14 protein-coding genes and 1 pseudogene are annotated in these 16,967 nt (G+C 64.8%); 4 read left to right on the forward strand and 11 right to left on the reverse strand.

The annotated features are described in order from the left end of the window. Positions 1–594: 594 nt before the first annotated feature. Entirely contained in the window at positions 595–1,035 is a 441-nt protein-coding gene (locus AC1MEY_RS23000) for a DUF4334 domain-containing protein (protein WP_480227686.1), read from the reverse strand. A gap of 227 nt (positions 1,036–1,262) precedes the next feature. Between AC1MEY_RS23000 and AC1MEY_RS23005 the strand changes: the two genes are divergently transcribed. Both AC1MEY_RS23005 and AC1MEY_RS23010 read left to right on the forward strand, forming a co-directional pair. Further along, complete coding sequence (locus AC1MEY_RS23005) at positions 1,263–2,546, forward strand: FAD-dependent monooxygenase (RefSeq protein WP_480227687.1); 1,284 nt, start codon at positions 1,263–1,265, stop codon at positions 2,544–2,546. 11 nt (positions 2,547–2,557) lie between these two features. Further along, positions 2,558–3,262 (forward strand): TetR/AcrR family transcriptional regulator, encoded by a 705-nt coding sequence (locus AC1MEY_RS23010; protein ID WP_480227688.1) that lies wholly within the window; start codon positions 2,558–2,560, stop codon positions 3,260–3,262. Between the two features lie 80 nt (positions 3,263–3,342). Here the strand turns inward: AC1MEY_RS23010 and AC1MEY_RS23015 are convergent, their stop codons facing one another. Both AC1MEY_RS23015 and AC1MEY_RS23020 read right to left on the reverse strand, forming a co-directional pair. Continuing rightward, positions 3,343–3,687, reverse strand: coding sequence for a hypothetical protein (locus tag AC1MEY_RS23015; protein WP_480227689.1), 345 nt, complete (start codon positions 3,685–3,687; stop codon positions 3,343–3,345). A 203-nt stretch (positions 3,688–3,890) separates the two neighbouring features. Then, positions 3,891–4,838: pseudogene (locus AC1MEY_RS23020) on the reverse strand (alpha/beta hydrolase). Between the two features lie 293 nt (positions 4,839–5,131). On the opposite strand from AC1MEY_RS23020, the gene AC1MEY_RS23025 reads away from it, so the two are divergent. Then, entirely contained in the window at positions 5,132–6,166 is a 1,035-nt protein-coding gene (locus AC1MEY_RS23025) for an NAD-dependent epimerase/dehydratase family protein (protein WP_480227690.1), read from the forward strand. A 162-nt stretch (positions 6,167–6,328) separates the two neighbouring features. Here the strand turns inward: AC1MEY_RS23025 and AC1MEY_RS23030 are convergent, their stop codons facing one another. Beyond that, entirely contained in the window at positions 6,329–9,124 is a 2,796-nt protein-coding gene (locus AC1MEY_RS23030; RefSeq protein ID WP_480227691.1) for a helix-turn-helix transcriptional regulator, read from the reverse strand. Positions 9,125–9,320: 196 nt separating this feature from the next. Here AC1MEY_RS23030 and AC1MEY_RS23035 point away from each other — a divergent pair, with 196 nt between their 5' ends. Beyond that, positions 9,321–10,019: an SDR family NAD(P)-dependent oxidoreductase gene (locus tag AC1MEY_RS23035; protein WP_480227692.1), complete on the forward strand. Its 699-nt coding sequence runs from the start codon at positions 9,321–9,323 to the stop codon at positions 10,017–10,019. Positions 10,020–10,232: 213 nt separating this feature from the next. On the opposite strand, the gene AC1MEY_RS23040 is transcribed toward AC1MEY_RS23035, so the two are convergent. The 7 genes from AC1MEY_RS23040 to AC1MEY_RS23070 form a co-directional block, all read right to left on the reverse strand. Further along, a complete protein-coding gene (locus AC1MEY_RS23040) occupies positions 10,233–10,880 on the reverse strand; it encodes an FMN-dependent NADH-azoreductase (RefSeq protein WP_480227693.1) in 648 nt (215 codons plus the stop codon). Positions 10,881–10,908: 28 nt separating this feature from the next. Next, the gene (locus AC1MEY_RS23045) at positions 10,909–11,418 is read right to left on the reverse strand and encodes a cupin domain-containing protein (protein ID WP_480227694.1); all 510 of its coding nucleotides are present in this window, start codon (positions 11,416–11,418) and stop codon (positions 10,909–10,911) included. A 201-nt stretch (positions 11,419–11,619) separates the two neighbouring features. Then, positions 11,620–13,209: an ATP-binding protein gene (locus tag AC1MEY_RS23050; protein WP_480227695.1), complete on the reverse strand. Its 1,590-nt coding sequence runs from the start codon at positions 13,207–13,209 to the stop codon at positions 11,620–11,622. Between the two features lie 10 nt (positions 13,210–13,219). Next, on the reverse strand, positions 13,220–13,900 hold the full coding sequence (locus tag AC1MEY_RS23055) for a cutinase family protein (protein WP_480231631.1): 681 nt from the start codon (positions 13,898–13,900) through the stop codon (positions 13,220–13,222). A gap of 216 nt (positions 13,901–14,116) precedes the next feature. Continuing rightward, a complete protein-coding gene (locus AC1MEY_RS23060) occupies positions 14,117–14,860 on the reverse strand; it encodes an SDR family oxidoreductase (RefSeq protein WP_480227696.1) in 744 nt (247 codons plus the stop codon). A gap of 11 nt (positions 14,861–14,871) precedes the next feature. After that, a complete protein-coding gene (locus tag AC1MEY_RS23065; protein ID WP_237571766.1) occupies positions 14,872–15,279 on the reverse strand; it encodes a cupin domain-containing protein in 408 nt (135 codons plus the stop codon). 13 nt (positions 15,280–15,292) lie between these two features. Further along, positions 15,293–16,453 (reverse strand): NAD(P)/FAD-dependent oxidoreductase, encoded by a 1,161-nt coding sequence (locus AC1MEY_RS23070; protein ID WP_480227697.1) that lies wholly within the window; start codon positions 16,451–16,453, stop codon positions 15,293–15,295. Positions 16,454–16,967: the final 514 nt, after the last annotated feature.

Here is a 16,967-nt window from a genome sequence, read left to right on the forward strand (position 1 = left end):
GGGACGCGACGCCGGTATCTTCAACGAAACCGCCTCCCACCGGCGGACACTCGGGTCCGTCGCCGCACCGGCTATGGTCGGTCGAACGAGTCCTGTGGCTTCTCAAACTTCATGTCCACACGCAACGCCCTGAACTGCAAGAACTGCGGCATTCTCACGCGATGTCCACCCCGGGAATTCTCACTTTCATGTCCACTGCCGAGGTGAGGTGGATTGACTACCCGCCAGCCGTGGCACGCCCAACTAGCCCAAAGGCCATCGTTTAGTCGCGTGACGAGAGCCAGGCCACCGCTTGATGCCGGATGAAGTTGGACTGCGGCGGGCTTCGTCATATCTCGCCAATGTCAGCGCATGCTTCGACTCCACGATGCGCGACCGGCTGGCCGACGAAACTCCTGCTGACGTCGGTCCGTAGTCCAGTGCGTCGGTCTGACTATTCGTCGAGCCGATTCAGTTCAACGACAGATGAATTCGACCCGGTTCTCCGCGAGGGCACCGGCATGCTGAGTGAATCGACCCTGTGCCAGGTGACCGAAGGCGACGGTTTTCACAAGCATGGTGATGGGCGTTATGCAATCCTGAAGAATCCGTCGATCATCCTGGTTCGGGGCAGCGCCGCAGCAGCGCGTAGTCGGGTTGATTTATAAGGCCGCGGTGCTCCACTGCGGCGACGATGGTGTCGCTGTCGATGGCGCGGAGATAGTCGAGCACCGGCACCTGGTCGTAGACCAACGTGGCCGTGAGGACGTCGCGATACTCGACCATGCGGAGTCTCCCGATCGGCGTCGAGGTCTCTACCTCGTTTCTCCTCGCTGAGATGTCTCGTTCGCCCGTGCTGAGCACTGCGAGCACCGATTGAAGGTCGGCGGCGAATACCCCGTTCCCGTCGGGTCTCGGGTAGAGCAGCGGGTGAACAGTTTCGGCATCGACGAAGCGGGCTCCCCACCAGCCGCTTTCGATGAGCATCTCGCCGCCGGGGCTATCGCCGTAACTGGGGTCGACCTTCCAGGTCCCAATCAACATGTCGATACTCACCGGACTCAGCCTGTCGAAGGCTACTGCCAAGTCAGCCTGGGTGACAGATCCGTCACGGCACAGCCGTTTGAAATTCATCAACGTTCCTTTCGTTGCCTTCCCGCACCGGGGGTGCTGTTCCCTGCAACCACTCGCACTGACTGCATAGTCCCAAGTGGTCATCACGGCTTCGGCAATGACCCTCTAAACTGGGGAATGAAGCTGACCCGGTTTCCGTTTTGGTCAGCATGAACAACAACGAGGCATTACAGCAAGGTCGGGCAGCCGACGCAGGGCGGGTTCTGGTGGTAGGAATGGGCGTCAGCGGCATCGCCACGGCGACTCGTCTGCACGCGGCCGGCTGGACACCGGTCATCGTCGAACGCTCCGCCGAGCGGCGCCGCGGCGGCTATTTCGTCGGACTGTTCGAAGCCGGATTGATCGCCGCCAACCGACTGGGGATCCTCAGCCACCTGCACGACCGCAATCCATACTCACTCAGTTATCTCGTCGACCGCAGCGGCCGCAAGTTCCGGACCTTCTCCATGAAAGATCTACCGGGCCGGCCGTGGCTGATGCTGCGGGGCGACGTCGAACAAGCCACCTTCGCGGCCCTTCCCGCGGATGTCGAGGTGCGCTACTCCACGGTGCCCACCTCGATCGTGCAGGACGACGACGGGGTGGACGTCACCTTAGTGAACTCGGCCACTGGGCAATCGGTGACCGAGCGGTTCGACCTCGTGGTCGGGGCCGACGGCTTGCGCTCGACCGTGCGGTCTCTGGTCTTCGGCCCACATGAGCAGTACCTGCATCGCCTGGGCTATATGGTGGCCGCCTTCGAATTCCCGGGCACGCCAGCAGGTCTCGAACCGGGCGTGAGCGTACAGCTGGTCGAACCCGACCGGGCGATGTGGGTGTTCGCGTTCGCCGACCACGATCCGACGATCATGATCTCCTACCGGACCGACGACGTGGATGCCGAGTTCACCTACCATGCGGCGGACCGCATTCGGGAGGTCTTCGCCGACCAGCCGCTGGGCGCCACGCTCAGCGATGTCCTCGATGCACTCGATCACGCCGAACACGTGCTGTTCGATTCCGCCGAACAAGTTCACCTGAACACGTGGCACCAGGGACGGGTGCTGCTGCTCGGCGATTCCGCCTGGTCTGTCACCTTGTACGCGGGCATGGGTGTGTCGGCCGGTCTCATCGGCGCGGACCTTCTCGGCGAGTTGCTCGAACGCCACCCTGGGGATGTGTCCACAGCCCTGAGCGAATGGGAGCAAGGCTTGCGCCCCTACATCGAGGAGTACCAAGCGGTGGGCCTCAAGCAGCGCGCATTCTTCGTCCCTGATGCTCTGCGGCAGATCCAGGTGCGCCGCGCCATGTCGGTGGTCACGCGCTTCGCCCTGGGTCGGCGGCTCCTGAGCAAGGCGCTCGAAGGTGCGGTGGAGGCGCGAACCACCGACATCACCGCCAAGGCGTTGCAACGTCTACGGTCCTCCCGTCCGCTGCCCGCAGCCAGGGTATGAAGGGAGACGTGATGGCTGAACTCCCCGAACGGCAGTCTGCGACAGCAGCGCGCATCCTGGCCGCCGCCGGCGAGCTGTTGCAGGCCCGCGGCAGCAAGGCGGTCACCGTGGCTGCCGTGGCGGAAAAGGCGGGGGTGGGCAAAGGGACGGTGTACCTGTACTGGACCAGTAAGTCCGATCTTCTCCTGGGGCTGATCGGCCGAGATTTCCTCGACCTGGCCGAACAGTTCACCACCGACCTGCGGGCAGACCCGGATCTGGCCCGGCCCTCGCAGCTCTTTCCAAGCCTGATGCGCAGAGCGGCCCACCGACCGTTCGTCAGAGCGATACTGCGCAACGACGACGGACTGCTGGGAACGGTCGCCGGCGACCCCCGTTCGGCGGCCCTGGTGGATGCGCTCGGCCCCGATGCGCTGATGAACACCATGCTGCCCGCGTGGCGCAAGAATGCTCTAGCGCGCACAGACTGGCTGCTCGACGAGCAGGCCTACGCACTCATGGCCCTCTATCGCGGCTTTCTCGTGCTCGGGAACGAGACATCGGGCGAGGCAACCTCGCCAGACTCGTCGAGCGTCCTGGCCCGCGCGGTGACCGCCTTGCTCGGGCCCGAACGCCCCACCAGAACTCAGATGCGCGACGTCGCGGTGGAGGGCACCGAGTTCTTGGCCTGCGGATCGGCTGTTGTCCTCGGAATCATCACAGCGTCCGCGCCGTAAGAGTTGCGATCCCCATCGACGCTCGATGCGCTGCCGGTGCGGTGTGTAGGCAGACGGAATTTGCGCTGACACACCACGTTTCAGCGTGCGTCGTCGTCCCAGGAGAATACTGTTTCTGCGATCAGCGGCGGGGACCCGATAAATTCGTAGTATCGCGGATTCCACCATTTGGTGAACTCGCTTTCGTACGCCACCACCGCGCCGATCAACTCCTGGGCGCTGATCGCGTCGTCGAACTCCAGGAACACGATCAGTTGCGCGTCACCGTCTGGACGCGGCTGCAATAACATCCGCTCTCGGTAGTAGCCCACCGCTCGTGCTCGCTCAGCCAGTCCGGAGACGTCCTTCTTCACTTCGGCGAGGAGTTCACGGAAGCCGTCGATGCGGTCGGAGGGGATGGTTACGGTGAAAGCTGTTACGGCCATTGGGTATTACCTTCCTTCATGCTTGCTGATGGTCATTGGCTTGCGGGTCGGCCTTTTCCGGGCCGGAACTGAGATGGCGCACCGGCGGATCGCACCTGTCAGCACCGGCGCTGCGCATCGCCAACAAGCGCTTGCCCGGCGGCGCTCAAGAGGGCGACAACTTTGGGGCCGATGTGTCCGTTAGTGCCGAAGGATCGTAAGCTTCACCGTGCGAAAACCTTTCGCAAAGTGTGAATCGCGAACTCGATCGCCGCGGTGGCGGCGTCGGTGTCTCGGACGGGGTTGAGTATCATGAAGTCGTGGATGATGCCGTTGACCCGCAGACTGGTGGTGGGTACCCCGGCGGCGGTGAGCTTGCGGGCATAGGCCTCGCCCTCGTCGCGCAGCACATCGTTTTCGTCGACGATCACCAGTGCCGGCGGCAGCCCCTGGAGTTCTTCGACGCTGGCCCTCAGCGGTGACGCGGTGATCTCCGACCGCAGGGCCACCTCGGGCAGTTAGCAGTCCCAGAACCAGGCCATCGCCTTGGCGGTCAGGAAGGGGCCGTTGGCGAATTCGGTGTAGCTGTCGGTGTTTTGCGCGGCGTCGGTGACCGGGTAGTACATCGACTGGTGGATGAAGGTGACGTCGCCGCGCTGCTTGGCCATGATCGCCACTGCGGCGGTCATGTCTCCACCGACGGAATCGCCGGCCACTGCCATGCGGGTTGCGTCCAAACCCTCGTCGGCGCCGGCGCGGGTGATCCACTGTGCAGTGGCGTAGGCCTGCTCGATGGCCACCGGGTAGTGGGCTTCCGGGGATCGGTCGTATTCGACGAATGCGACGGCGGCGTGGGCGCCGACGGCCAGCTCGCGCACCAGGCGGTCGTGGGTGGCGGCGTTGCCCAGCACCCAGCCGCCGCCGTGGATGTAGAGCACCACCGGTAGCGGGCCACTCGCCTGGGGTGGGGTGACGATCCGCACGGCGACGTCGCCGTGGTCGCACGGCACGGTGACCCAGCGTTCCTCGACGTCGAGCTTGGCGACGGGTGTGGCCTGTACGTCGTCGAGGACTTTCCTGGCGCCCTCGGGGCCCAGTTCATAGAGGAACGGTGGGTTGGCGGTGGCGTCGGCGAAAGCTTGTGCGGCAGGTTCGAGCACATGATCTGGCATGAGTTTCAGCCTTGTCTTCCGCGAAGAGGAAAGGACCCTGGAAAGTCCGTGGTCCGGCCCGCCACACGCAGTACTAGCGGGTTATCGGGCGGAATGATCGGCACTGCGCAGCCACCCGGGGAAGGTCAGCTGGCCAGCCGACCAGCGGATCAGCTGTGTTCCCTCATCGCCTTCGGCGACCTGTCGACGCTGCGCCGCCTCGTGGTGCCGGACCATCGACTGCGGTGCGGATTGTCCGAGACTACGGATTCTCCAGGGTGCCTGAGCGGGCACGGCGGTGTGAGAGTGCAGTGGTGATCTCGCATGCCGACCAACCGATAATTCTTGTGACCGGCGCGGCCGGCTACGTGGGCAGCCATGTTGTCAATCAGCTACTCCGCAGCGGCTATGCCGTGCGTGCCGCAATCCGCAGCGAGGGACGCGCGCAGGAGGTCCTGGACACCGTTGCATCGCAAGGACTTGATCCGCACAGCGTGGACTTCGCTGTCGCCGATCTCACTGCTGACGAAGGCTGGCCTGCAGCCGTAGCCGGCGCGCATTACGTGGTGCACATCGCCTCACCGTTTCCGACGGACGCTCCACAGAACGACGACGACATCATCATCCCGGCCCACCAAGGAACGTTGCGTGTATTGCGGCACGCCCGCGACGCTGGCTGCGCCAAAGTGGTTCTCACCTCATCGTTCGCGGCAGTCGGCTACTCCCCGAAAACCAGCGACCAATGGTCCGAGCAAGACTGGACCGACCCCGACGACGACAACACCGCCTACATCCGCTCCAAGGCGATCGCCGAACGCGCCGCGTGGGACTTCATCGCCCAGGAGGGAGGCGGTTTGCAGCTCACCACATTGGTGCCGGTGGGCATTTTCGGGCCCACCATCGGAACACACCTGTCGACCTCGGTGAAGTTCATCCAGTCCATGCTCACCGGTGAACTCACACGGGTCGTGCCTCAGTACTTCGGCGTCGTCGACGTGCGCGACGTCGCAACCGCCCACCTCCAGGCGGTGACCAACGATGACGCCTCCGGTGAACGGATCCTGCTCGTCGCCGATGGTCCGCCGCAAAGCTTCCTCTCCATCGCCACCATCCTGCGGGACAGCCTGGGCGAAGCAGCCTCGCAGGTCACTACCGACCAATACAGCGAGCAGGAAGTGCGCCAACTCGCCGAGACGGTGCCAGCGCTGCGCGACGCGCTCACGCAGCTAGGCAAGCGGCCGCAGATCAGCAACGCCAAGGCAATGTCCATCCTCGGCTGGACACCGCGCCCCGTGGCCGAAACCGTCCGCGATACCGCCCAATCCCTGATCGACCGAGGCCTCGTCTGATCGGCGACAACATGGCGCCAGGGCCCCGCTGACCTGTCAGGTCAGCCATCGATTGGCGCAGCGGCGATGGCCATGGCGGCTCTAATGGCGGAGTCCCGCGCACGTGGCGACACGCACTCCGACAGGGAGCTTGTCGTTGCAGGATCCCGCGTCACGGATCCGCTAGCCGAGCTTCTGCCGTAGTGAGCGTCGCGAGCGAATCCCCAACTTGGTGAACACCTTTCGCAGATGCCATTCCACTGTATGGGCGCTGATGAACAATTGGCCGGCGATCTCCTGGTTGGTCAGGCCTTGCTTAGCCAGTTCCGCGATCTGCTGTTCCTGTGGACTCAGCTGGTCCCCGGTGGCGGTGGGCTGTTTGCGGGCCTTCTGCCCGGCGGCCTGCAACTCCCGGCGGGCCCGCTCTGCGAAGGCCACTGAACCGAACTGGACGAACTGCTCATGGGCGATCCGCAGCGGTTCCCGCGCAGCGGTCGCAGGACCGTTGCGGCGCAACCACTCCCCGTACAGCAGGCGGGCACGGGCCAGAGCCACCGCATGCGAGGTTGCTTCGAAGTGCCGGATCGCCTCTTCGTACAGCGATTTCGCCTGCTCCCCTTTGCACAGCAATGCCTGCGATCGCGCCAGCGAGCCCAGTGCGCGGGGTGTGCCGGCCGCCCGTGTCCGCTCCCGCAGGGATTCGAAAGCCTGCTCGGCAAGCAGTCGGTCATCGGTGCGCACGGCGGCCTCGATGATCTCGGTCAGTAACTCAGGATGGAACCCCAGGTCGTCGTACTCGAAGGCGCTGCGCGCTGCAGCCAGAGCCTGCAGGTAGCGGGCCAGTCCGTTGTTCACCACTGCGGTGGCGTAGTGGGCCAGCCCGATGAACCGCCCCTCGCCCCGTGCCTGTCCGGACGCGATCGCCGCCGCAGCCAGTCGTGCCACCTCGGGTTCGTCGCCCTTCCACGCCGTCACGATCATCCGGTGATACTTCAACGGCGCGTAGCCGATGGCGATCGACAAGTCGTTGGCTTCGGCGACAAGTGCACTGGCCGTGGCTAGTTCACCCATTTCGAAGTGTGCTCCGGCACGGGACAGCAACGCCGCTGGCATCAGCGCTAGCGCACCGGCGTCGGTCGCCAGCTGCATGGCGTGCGAGGAGATTTCGCTCCAGCCGTCGTCCCATGTTTCGTGGATCAATGATTCGTGGACGATGGGAAACGCCCGCCAAAACCATCCCGATTCGTCCGCCTTTGCGTGGGTCGACTCCTTGAGCGCATCCATGGCGCGGCGCATGGCGGGCATCGCTTCCACAGCACCGACGGCCAATCGTTGGGCCAACGCGTGGGTGACCAGCTCCAGCGGGCCGCGCGGTGTCAGCTCATTGAGTGCCTCCCAGGACGCCGTGGCGACCTCGGTCGTCAAGCCCTCTGCGCTGCGCCCGACGTACATCGCGGTGCTCAGCGCCTCCAGGTGGGCCTCGGCGGCGAGGGTTCTGTCGTGTGGTGCCAATTGCTGTGCTACTGCAATGAATTGCGTGACGGCCTCGGCAAGGGCCGCGGGGTTGCCGTCTGCGCGAGCTGAGGCGAAGGACAGCCGGGTATGCAGCTGGGCCAGCCGTGCCCGCTGAAAGCCGTTTAGCGGGCCGCGCTCTGCCGTCGCCAGGAGGCGGTGGGCGGCGGCGAAGGAGGCCAGTTCGCGGTGTGCCTCGGCGGCGGCCAGTGCCCGCTCACTGCGGACGGAAGGATCCGGAGTCAGCTCGACGGCGCGTGTCAGAAACGCCGCCGCAGCGGCAGTTCCACCGCGCTGGCGGGCCCGCTCTGCAGACACGACCAGTTCAACGGCGACCTGCTCATCCCCGGAATCGGTAGCGAGCGCGCGATGCCAGGCCCGCCGATCGGGGTCGATGGCAGGGTCGGTTACCGCAGCCAGCGCGCCATGGGCGGTGCGCCGTTGCTCCACGGTCGCCACCCCATAGGCCGCAGATCGTGCCAGCGGGTGATGAAACTGCACCCGGGTGTCGAACTCGATGAGACCAGCGTCTTGGGCGGGTGTCATGCTCGTCGGTTTGAGATCCAGATGCGCCAGCGCACGCAGCAGTAGTGCTGGGTCTCCTACCGGCTCGGCGGCAGCGACCAGGAGGAATGTCCGCGTCTCGGCGGGCAGGTTCACGATCAAGCGTCGGTAGTGCTGCTCGACTCCGAGGCTGGGCGAACGCATCCGGGTGCGCTGCGCGCCGACGGTGGAGTCGAAGGCATCAATGCTCTTGGGGCTCTCCAACAGCGCCAGCGGGTTTCCTCGCGATTCGGCGACGATCCGATCACGCATTGCCGCATCCAGACGCGCCGGGAACGTCGAGTCCAGCAGCCTGCGAGCATCGGCGTCGTCGAGTCCTCCGACTTTCAGAGTGGGCAGATCCGCAGTGCCGTCGATGGGCGTGCGTAGCGCGAATACCAACCCAACCGACTCGGCATGCAGTCGACGCGCGACGAAGGACAACGTCTGCGTGGACACCTGATCTAGCCATTGCACATCGTCGACCAGGCAGAGCACCGGTCGGTCCTGTGCCGCTGCGGCCAGGAGTCCGAGGATAGCCAGCCCCACCAGGAAACGGTCCGGCGGTGTGCCGGTGTCGCTGAGACCGAAAGCCTGCTCCAACGCTTTCCGCTGAGGGTGCGGCAGGCCCGATCGGAACTCCATCACCGGTGTGCACATCTGCTGGAGCCCGGCGAACGCCAACTCCATGTCGGATTCCACACCGACCGCGCTCAACACAATGCAGTCCCGGGCAGAGTCCCGTAGGTGGTGTAGCAACGCCGTCTTGCCGATACCGGCCTCACCGAGCAGCACCAGCACCTCGCTGCGCCCCGACCGCAGCGAGACCAGCACATCCAGCAGTGTGTGGCATTCATCCGCGCGACCGGGCAACGCGGCACTGCTGTAATCGGAGATCGACACGATCGAGTTGGCCGCCTCCATCGGAACGTCGGATGCGGCCAACGTCGCTGGCCGCCGGTACGAGCAAATTGTTTCACGCCGAGTCTGCGGCTGCAGAGCTACCCGCGCTCGGCAGGGACTACGGGTTTTCCGTGGTCCCTGCCGCTGATGTACCTGTCACTGTCGACCACGCGGTGCATGAGCCCGACGCAACCGATCCACAGATTGAGGGCACGTGATGAGCGAATCTGAACTCTCGGGACAAACCGCCCTGGTAACCGGCGGGACCTCAGGCATCGGATTGGCCACCGCGCGGTTGCTGCGGCAGGCAGGGGCCCACGTCATCATCAGCGGCCGCGACGCCCGACGGGGAAGTGTCGCCGCATCCGACATCGGAGGCGGCACCCGATTCATCGCTGCGGACATGGCCGACCTGGAATCCGTTGACTATCTGGCGGGCCAAACCCCCATCGACATCCTGGTCAATACCGCGGCCGCCGCGCCCCGTGCACTCTCGGTCGACCATGACATCGAGTGCTTCACCAGAACCTACGACATCAACGTGCGTGGCCTGTACTACCTGGTGGGCGAGGTCGCCTTGGGGATGATCCGTCATGGCGGCGGGGCGATCGTCAACGTCACCTCGGCGCCCGCGGTTAAAGGGATACCGGGCTCATCCACCTACAGCTCAACCAAGGCCGCCGTTGAATCGCTGACACGCACCTGGGCAGTGGAGTTCGGCAGCCATCGCATCAGAGTCAACAGCGTGGCACCAGGTCCCACGGCCACCGACATCGTGCTGAGCCCGGAGATACCGCTGGGCCGTCTCGCTCACCCCGCCGAAGTCGCCGAAGCCATACTCTTTCTCGCTTCACCGCGAGCGAGTTTCATCACCGGGGTCACCCTGTTCGTCGACGGCGGGGCCATTGTGGCCTGAGTCCGGCACGACCACAACGTCTCCGGGCGGCCATGGCTAGATGAATCGCGCGGCCATGTGCCGGTGCTGCCGAGGTTGCGTCGGTATGGCGCACACTGCGACAAAACTCGGACCCCGTACTGCGGAGTCCGTATCCCCACGGGGCTACGCCGGATCTGGCGAAGACAGATCGAGTTGGGTCGCCTCCTCGCGCTGATTCGCTCGGATCGACAGTCAGGCTGCGCTCTCATCGTCGATCATCCACAGGGCATCGATCTCGGCGTGGGCCCGGGCCAGGCTTTCCTCGGCCAGCGGCGCGAGGTGCGCCATACGGGCGTCGACGGCGGCCATGGTCAGTTCGGCAACGATGATGCGCGGCGTGAGTCCGGTGATCGAAACACCATGGGCGAGCCAGGATTCAGCGTGGTCCCAGCCGTGGCGTGGAGTGCCGGGCCCGTAGCCGCCGCCGCGGCTTTCCAAGACGATGAATTCGGTGTCGCCGAGCAGGCTGGTGCCATCGGCTGCGAAGGACAGTCCGCCGGTGATGATGTGGTCGACCCAGGTCTTGATCAGGCTGGGGGCAGCGAAGTTGTACAGCGGCATGCCGAGGATCACCGTGTCGGCAGCCTTGATCTCGTCGATGAGGTTCTTGCTCAATGAGTAGGTCTGGGCTTGGGCTGGCGTGTGTTCCTCCGGCGGTGTCATCAGCGCCAACCCGTTCTCGGCGTCCAAGTGCGGCACCGGGTTCGCCGCCAAATCTCGATAGGTGACGGTGCCTTCGGGGTGGGCCGCACGCCACCGCCCGGCGGCGCGGGCGGTCAAGGCGCGGCTCACCGAGTTCTCGGCGCGGACGGAGGAATCGATGTGGAGGAGGTGGTTCATGGTCGTCCTGTCGGCTGAGGGTTGCTGATCAGAGGAAGAAGCTGTCATGGCGTTGGTTCCATTCGATGCGCTGCTCGTCGGTCAGCTCCGCAAGATGCTTGAGGCCCTCGAAATAGGCTTCACGCGGTGCGCCGGGCGCGAACAGAATCAGGAACTCAGCAGCGTCGTCAGTTTCATTGCGGAAGCCGTGGATGCCCCCGGGCGGGACGAAGAGGAAGTCGCCCTGTTTGGCATCAACCCATTTGTCGCCGTCGTACAACCGCATGCCGCCGGTCAAGACGTAGAACGCCTCAGAGATCGCTTTGTGGTAGTGCGCGGCGGCCCCGGCAGCACGTGGCCCCAGTGCGACGCGGTACAGGCCGTAATCACCCGCTGAGGTTTTCTCATCGACCAGATAGTGGAACTTCGACGTTCCTACGGCGTAATCCTCGGGGGCATCGCCGCGGCGCACGATCGCGCTGATCTCCGGATCGCCGTCAAACCGCGCCGGCGGGTAGGGCGGGACGTCCATGATGGTGTTCGGATTCCATAGTGACATGATTTATCCTTCAGGGCTTTTCGTGGGTATCGGACAAACAGTGGCGCCCGCCTCGGTCAGCCTCAAAGGCAAAGGCACCGACCTGCTTCCGGTGCAGAACGCCACTACAAGACGTGGTTCCCGGAACGCGCTGAGAACCACGCTCAACCTCCGGCACAGGTGTGGCATGAACCGTGAGTAAGGGGGCTATCGATGGCCGCTTCAGCGTCGGCCCGGCTGGTTTCCATCGACGACGCCGGGTGGACCCCGGCCGGCCTCGTGGGCTCTGGCACCTGGCAGCTCGAGGACGGTTGACTCGATGTGATTCGGGGCCGGTGCGCGCACCGGAAGATGCACGATGACGCGAGTGCCGCCAGGCACGGACTCGACCGTGAGTGTGCCGTGATGCTGGTCGACCACGATGCGCCGCGCCTCGTCTAAACCCAAGCCGGCTCCGTCCCTGGCACCCCGGGTAGTCAAGAAGCGAACAAGGGTGCGATCGGTGACGACGTGGGGAATGCCGGGGCCGTCGTCGCCGATCTCGACGCGGATCATCGAGTCACGCTCCAGTGTTGTCCGCAACGTGAGCGTGCCGCGACCGTTCATGTCACGGATCGCCCTGTCGAAGATGCACGACCACACTTGATTGAGAGACGCGGGATAGCAATGTATTTCGGGGAGACTCGGGTGAAGGTCCTTGACCAGAGTGACGGGTCTGCCTTTGCCTGGCATCGCGATCCTGTCGCCGTACATCACCAGCGTGCCGCGAAGCAGCTCGTGAACGTCAACGCATTGGTAAGCGCCGCGGTCCATCTGCGAATAGAGCTTGGCCCCCGCGATCAGCGCTGAAATGCGTTCACAGGCCTCAGAAATCATCAGAATCCGTGTCTCGATGTCGACGGTGTGCTCCAGCCTCCTGAACACCCGGTCCATGGCATGTGCGGCGCCAGCATCGCTTATCGACACCCAGATTCGGTCCAACCACCCGACGTCGAGCCCCGCCCGGACGAAGTTCGACGCAGAGTCGGGGCCGGCGGCAACATTGTGTTCCTGCAGCCAGCGCCCGATCTGTTGTTCACGGTCTCCCACTTCCGATGCCGTCAGCGGGGCGACGTAAGCCTGTCCGTCGATCTGTTTGACCTGCGCGTAAGTCTTCGCAATGTGTTTCACCACTTCGTCTTCGAAGCCGAACAGGAGGTGCAGTGCGCCCGGCGTCAGTTGGCAATCGAGCAGTGACACAAGGTCCTGTCCCGTGGTGGACAAGGTGTCGCGAAGGTGGGAGATGGCGTCGGCGATTATCGCCGCCGGCCGGTTCAGTTGACCGGCGAGCCCGGAGGTCAGTGCACCCAACGCCAGCAGGGCGTCGCGCTGCCCGAGTACCCGACGCTGCTGCACGCTCTCGGTGAGATACCCGTTGATCAGTTCCACCGCCATCGGGGATTCAGCCGTCATGAACTGGGCGAAATCGGCGGCATCCATAATGAACAGCCGGCAGGGCCGGATCAGGCGCACCGAACAGTCGTAGTAGCGGTCCTCGGTGCCGGTGAAGGCAGAAAGCGCGCCGAATGCCAGCCCCCGACGTGTGGTGCGTTCGATCTCCACGTCGTCGCGGCCGGCACGCTTGCAGACCACTACCTCGCCGTCGAGGAGCACGTAGAAATGCGATGCGGCGTGTCCCTCGTTGACCAGGGGGCCGGCTGGCATCACCTCGACTCGTCCGCTCGCGCACAACGACTGCAGCTGTGCGGCGTGCAGCCCCCCGAACAGCTCCAGACTGCGCAGCTCCTCCGGGCGGCAGGGATCGCGTGTCATCTGGGGTGCCTCAGGCCGGCAACTGTCGAGCGGCGAAGGTGGCCGCCTGTTCCGCCATGCCGTTGACCGCGTACAGACTGTGCGCGGCCCGGTCGAGGCTGCCGGCCTCACATACTGGGTCCTGCGGCGCGCATAGATCGAGCGTCTTGTCCGCAAAGGCGGCACCCATGGTGATCGGCGGGGCGGCTCGGTTGACCAGGCCGACAACGGCCGCCGACGGCTTACCGAACAGCACGACCGCCGCAATGCGGTCACGCTGAGATGCGCCAAGGGTGTCCGTGACACCAGGGGGTAGAGCCACCCCTTCGGGGATCGCGTCCATGGTCACATAGGCGTTGACCGCTGCGCCTTGGGAGTAGCCGCCCAGGATGATCTGGGTGTCCGGGCACGAATCGACTACGGTGCGAATCCTGTTGCTAGAGTCCACTATTCCATCGACCGCCCGCGCGAAGTCCAGCGATGCCGGGTAATTCACTGCGTAGACACCGAGCGATCGACCGCCGAGTTGCGGGCGCAGCGAGTTCACGAATGCCTCCCCGGTTCGGCCAATGCCCGGGGCCTCAAAAGTGCCGCGCGCGAAAATCACTTCGACGTCCTCGCACGCAGCGGATGCAGCAGGCGCGACAGCCGGACCGACCGACACCAGCGCCAGCACGCCCACGGCAGCCGCCGCACGGATAACCTGCCACATCAGCGCCAACCTCCCAGCATCTGGCAAGCCCCTACCTCGACTAATGCCTTCTCCCGGTCGGCGCAATCACCGGATAGTGCTACGAGCATTGCGTTCTCCTGGGTTCGTAGCGTTGTGGGTCAGGTTGGGAATAGGGCCGTACGAGAATGGTTTTGATGCGCGTCGAGTGGGCCCATCGGAGGAGCCGGTGGCGAGAAACAACGTCGCCGCAGCCGCTCACCGATGTTGTAACCACTCCGCGAGGCGCGTGCCGCCCAGCTCGGCGCCAACTGAGGTGATCAAGCTGTTCTGCTGCACCGCGACACCGAAATAGGTGGCCTGGGGGTCGACGACGATCGGCAGCTCTTTGCCTTGATGTGTGAAGACGGTACGGGCCAGGTCTGCGAATGACATCTGTTCCGGGCCGCCGAGGTTCAGCACATCGTTGCGTGGTGTCTCGGTGGCGACGCGGGCAATCACCGCGGCGACCTCGGCGGCGGCAATCGGCTGAATCAACGCATCCGGTGCGTGGACTTCGCCGTCGACGAGCAGCGATCCGGCGATGCCCTCGGCGAATTCGTGGAACTGGGTAGCCCGCACGATGGTGTACGGGACGCCGGAGTTCGCGACCAGTTCTTCCTGGAGGTGCTTACCGTTGAGGTATCCCTCGGCCTCGACGCTGCCGACACCCACGATGGACAACACGAGGTAGTGCGTCACGGCGGCCTTCTTGGCCGCGGCGAGGAGCGTGGTCGCCGAGCTGGTGAAGAAGTCCACGGCGGGACCGGGTTCCATAGTGGGGGAATTGAGGACATCGACCACGACGTCTGCCCCGTCGAGGGCTGCGGCCACGCCGTCACCGGTAACCGCGTCCACCCCGCTGGCACGCGAGGCGGCGGTAACCTCATGGCCTGCAGCAGTGAGCAAGTCGACTACGCGGGCGCCTATCTGTCCGGTGGCGCCGACAACGGTGATCTTCATCGATGTTCCTTTCAGTTCTTCGGTACGCGACGATCTTTGCGCTGTTCGAGTTCAGCGTCGTCGACCAGAACGAACATGTCGACACCGGGCTGGCAGAGCATGGTCACCAGGAATCGCAGCGTGCTGTCGTCGCGGTTGTTGCCATCGGAGTAGTGGATGACATCGCCGCCGGGCTCCCAGAACGCTTCGCCGGCCTTGATCACCCGTGGTGCTTCGCCTTCGAGTTCGAAGAGCATCTCGCCCTCCAGGACATAGCCGAAGCACGGCCCGCCGGGGTGGCGGTGCGGTGGTGCGCCGCGGTCCCCGGGGCCCCATTCGATGATCGCTGTCATCGCGTGGGCGCCATCGGGAATGCGCGGCGGTTCGACGGACTGGATCACCGTCATGGCCTTCATCAGCCGTTGCATCACATCAGACATCAGTGTTCCTCTCTCAGACTGGGGTTTTGGTGAGATTCTTCTGGCGCTTGCCGCCCTGGGGCCAGAAGTAGCTGCCCGGTTTACGGGCCTCCTTGGCCAGGAATGACAGCGTGCCCTTGCACACGGACTCCTTGATCGACGCGGCGAGGTGGCCGCCGATGTGCATCGGCAGAGCCTCGTCGTTGAAGTGCGCCATCTGGATGGTGCCGGCGTGGCGGCCCAGGCTGATGCATTGTCCGACAGAGGCCGGGTTCAATTTCTTGGGTTCCTTGCCGTCCAGGCGCGCCAGCAGGGTGTCGGCAGCGTGCGACGCCAGTGGCATGGCGAGCTGGCAGCTCATCCGCAGCGGCTGCGCTGAGGGGGAGGCCGAGTCGCCCGCGGCGATGATCGAGCGGTGGTCGACGCTGGTGAGCGTCTCGTCGGTGAGCAGTCGGCCGAGCCGATCGGTGGGCAGTCCGCTGTCGGAGGCCAGGGTAGGCACCGCGAACCCCGCCGTCCACACCGTGACCGCGCTGGGCAGTGTGGTGCCGTCGCGCAAGGTGATGTGGTCCGCTCGTACCTGCGTGACGGTGGCGTTCTCGACGACCGTGACACCCAATTTCTTCAGGCGTTTGGCGACCGACCGGCGTCCCCCCTTGGCCAGCGAGGGCCCAAGCGCGCCAGTGACCAGGGTGACCGACCGTCCGGCCTCCGCGAACTCGGAGGCAGCTTCGATACCTGTCAGTCCTCCGCCGATCACCACGATCGGCGCCTGCAGCGGCGTGTCGGCCATGCGGGCGGTCAGCCGCTGCGCTGCCTCCAACTCGCCCAACGGGTAGGCGAATTCAACTGCACCCGGCACGCTGATCGGTACCGAGGCGGTGCTGCCGACGGCATAGACCAGATAGTCGTAGTCCAGGGTGGTGCCCGCGGCCAGACGCAGCACCTTGGCGTCGGCGTCGATACGTTGCGCGGTGTCGACCACCAGCTTCGCGCGGTCAGTCAGAAGTGCTGAGTAGTCCTCAACGGCATCGTCGTTACCGGCGACGAGCTGATGCAGACGAATGCGTTCCACGAACTGAGGCCGCGGGTTGATCAGAGTGATGTCGATGTCAGTGCGCTGGCTCAACCGGTTGGCGGCCAGGACGCCGGCATATCCTCCGCCGACGACCACGACGCGGGTGGTGGATGTCATGTGCTGCTCCTCAATTCAGGCGCTGGTACTCAACTGGCCGGCGTTGGCCAGAAGCACTTCGGCGGAGTCAGCGGGCGGGTAGACCCACTGGATGTTGATGGACTTAGTGACCCTCGTGTCCGGCTGGCCATCGCCCACGGAGCGAGCCAGACGGATCGAGCCCGCTGCGCCCCACACAGCGGCAAAGCCGCCGCCGAGGACGAGAACATTTCGTCATTCCGTCCCTTCGTGTCACCATCGTTGTTGGCCGTCTCGATGCTTGCATTCACGGCGCCATCCAGGGACCACGGAAAACCCGTAGTCCGCGGACAGCCACGCGGGCGGGGCTGCGACGTCGACATTTGCCAATGGACCCGAATCAGTGGTGCTTGCGTAGACGCCTTGAGCACATAGCCGTTGGTTTACGGTGCGCGGCCGCGAAGTCGATTCCTATAATCGACGCAGGTCATCGATGCGCGTTTGCGGCGACTGCGCCCCAGTATCGGGTTCTTCTGTGCTACTGCATTCCATGTTC

This window comes from Mycobacterium sp. PTI7 (assembly GCF_056679845.1).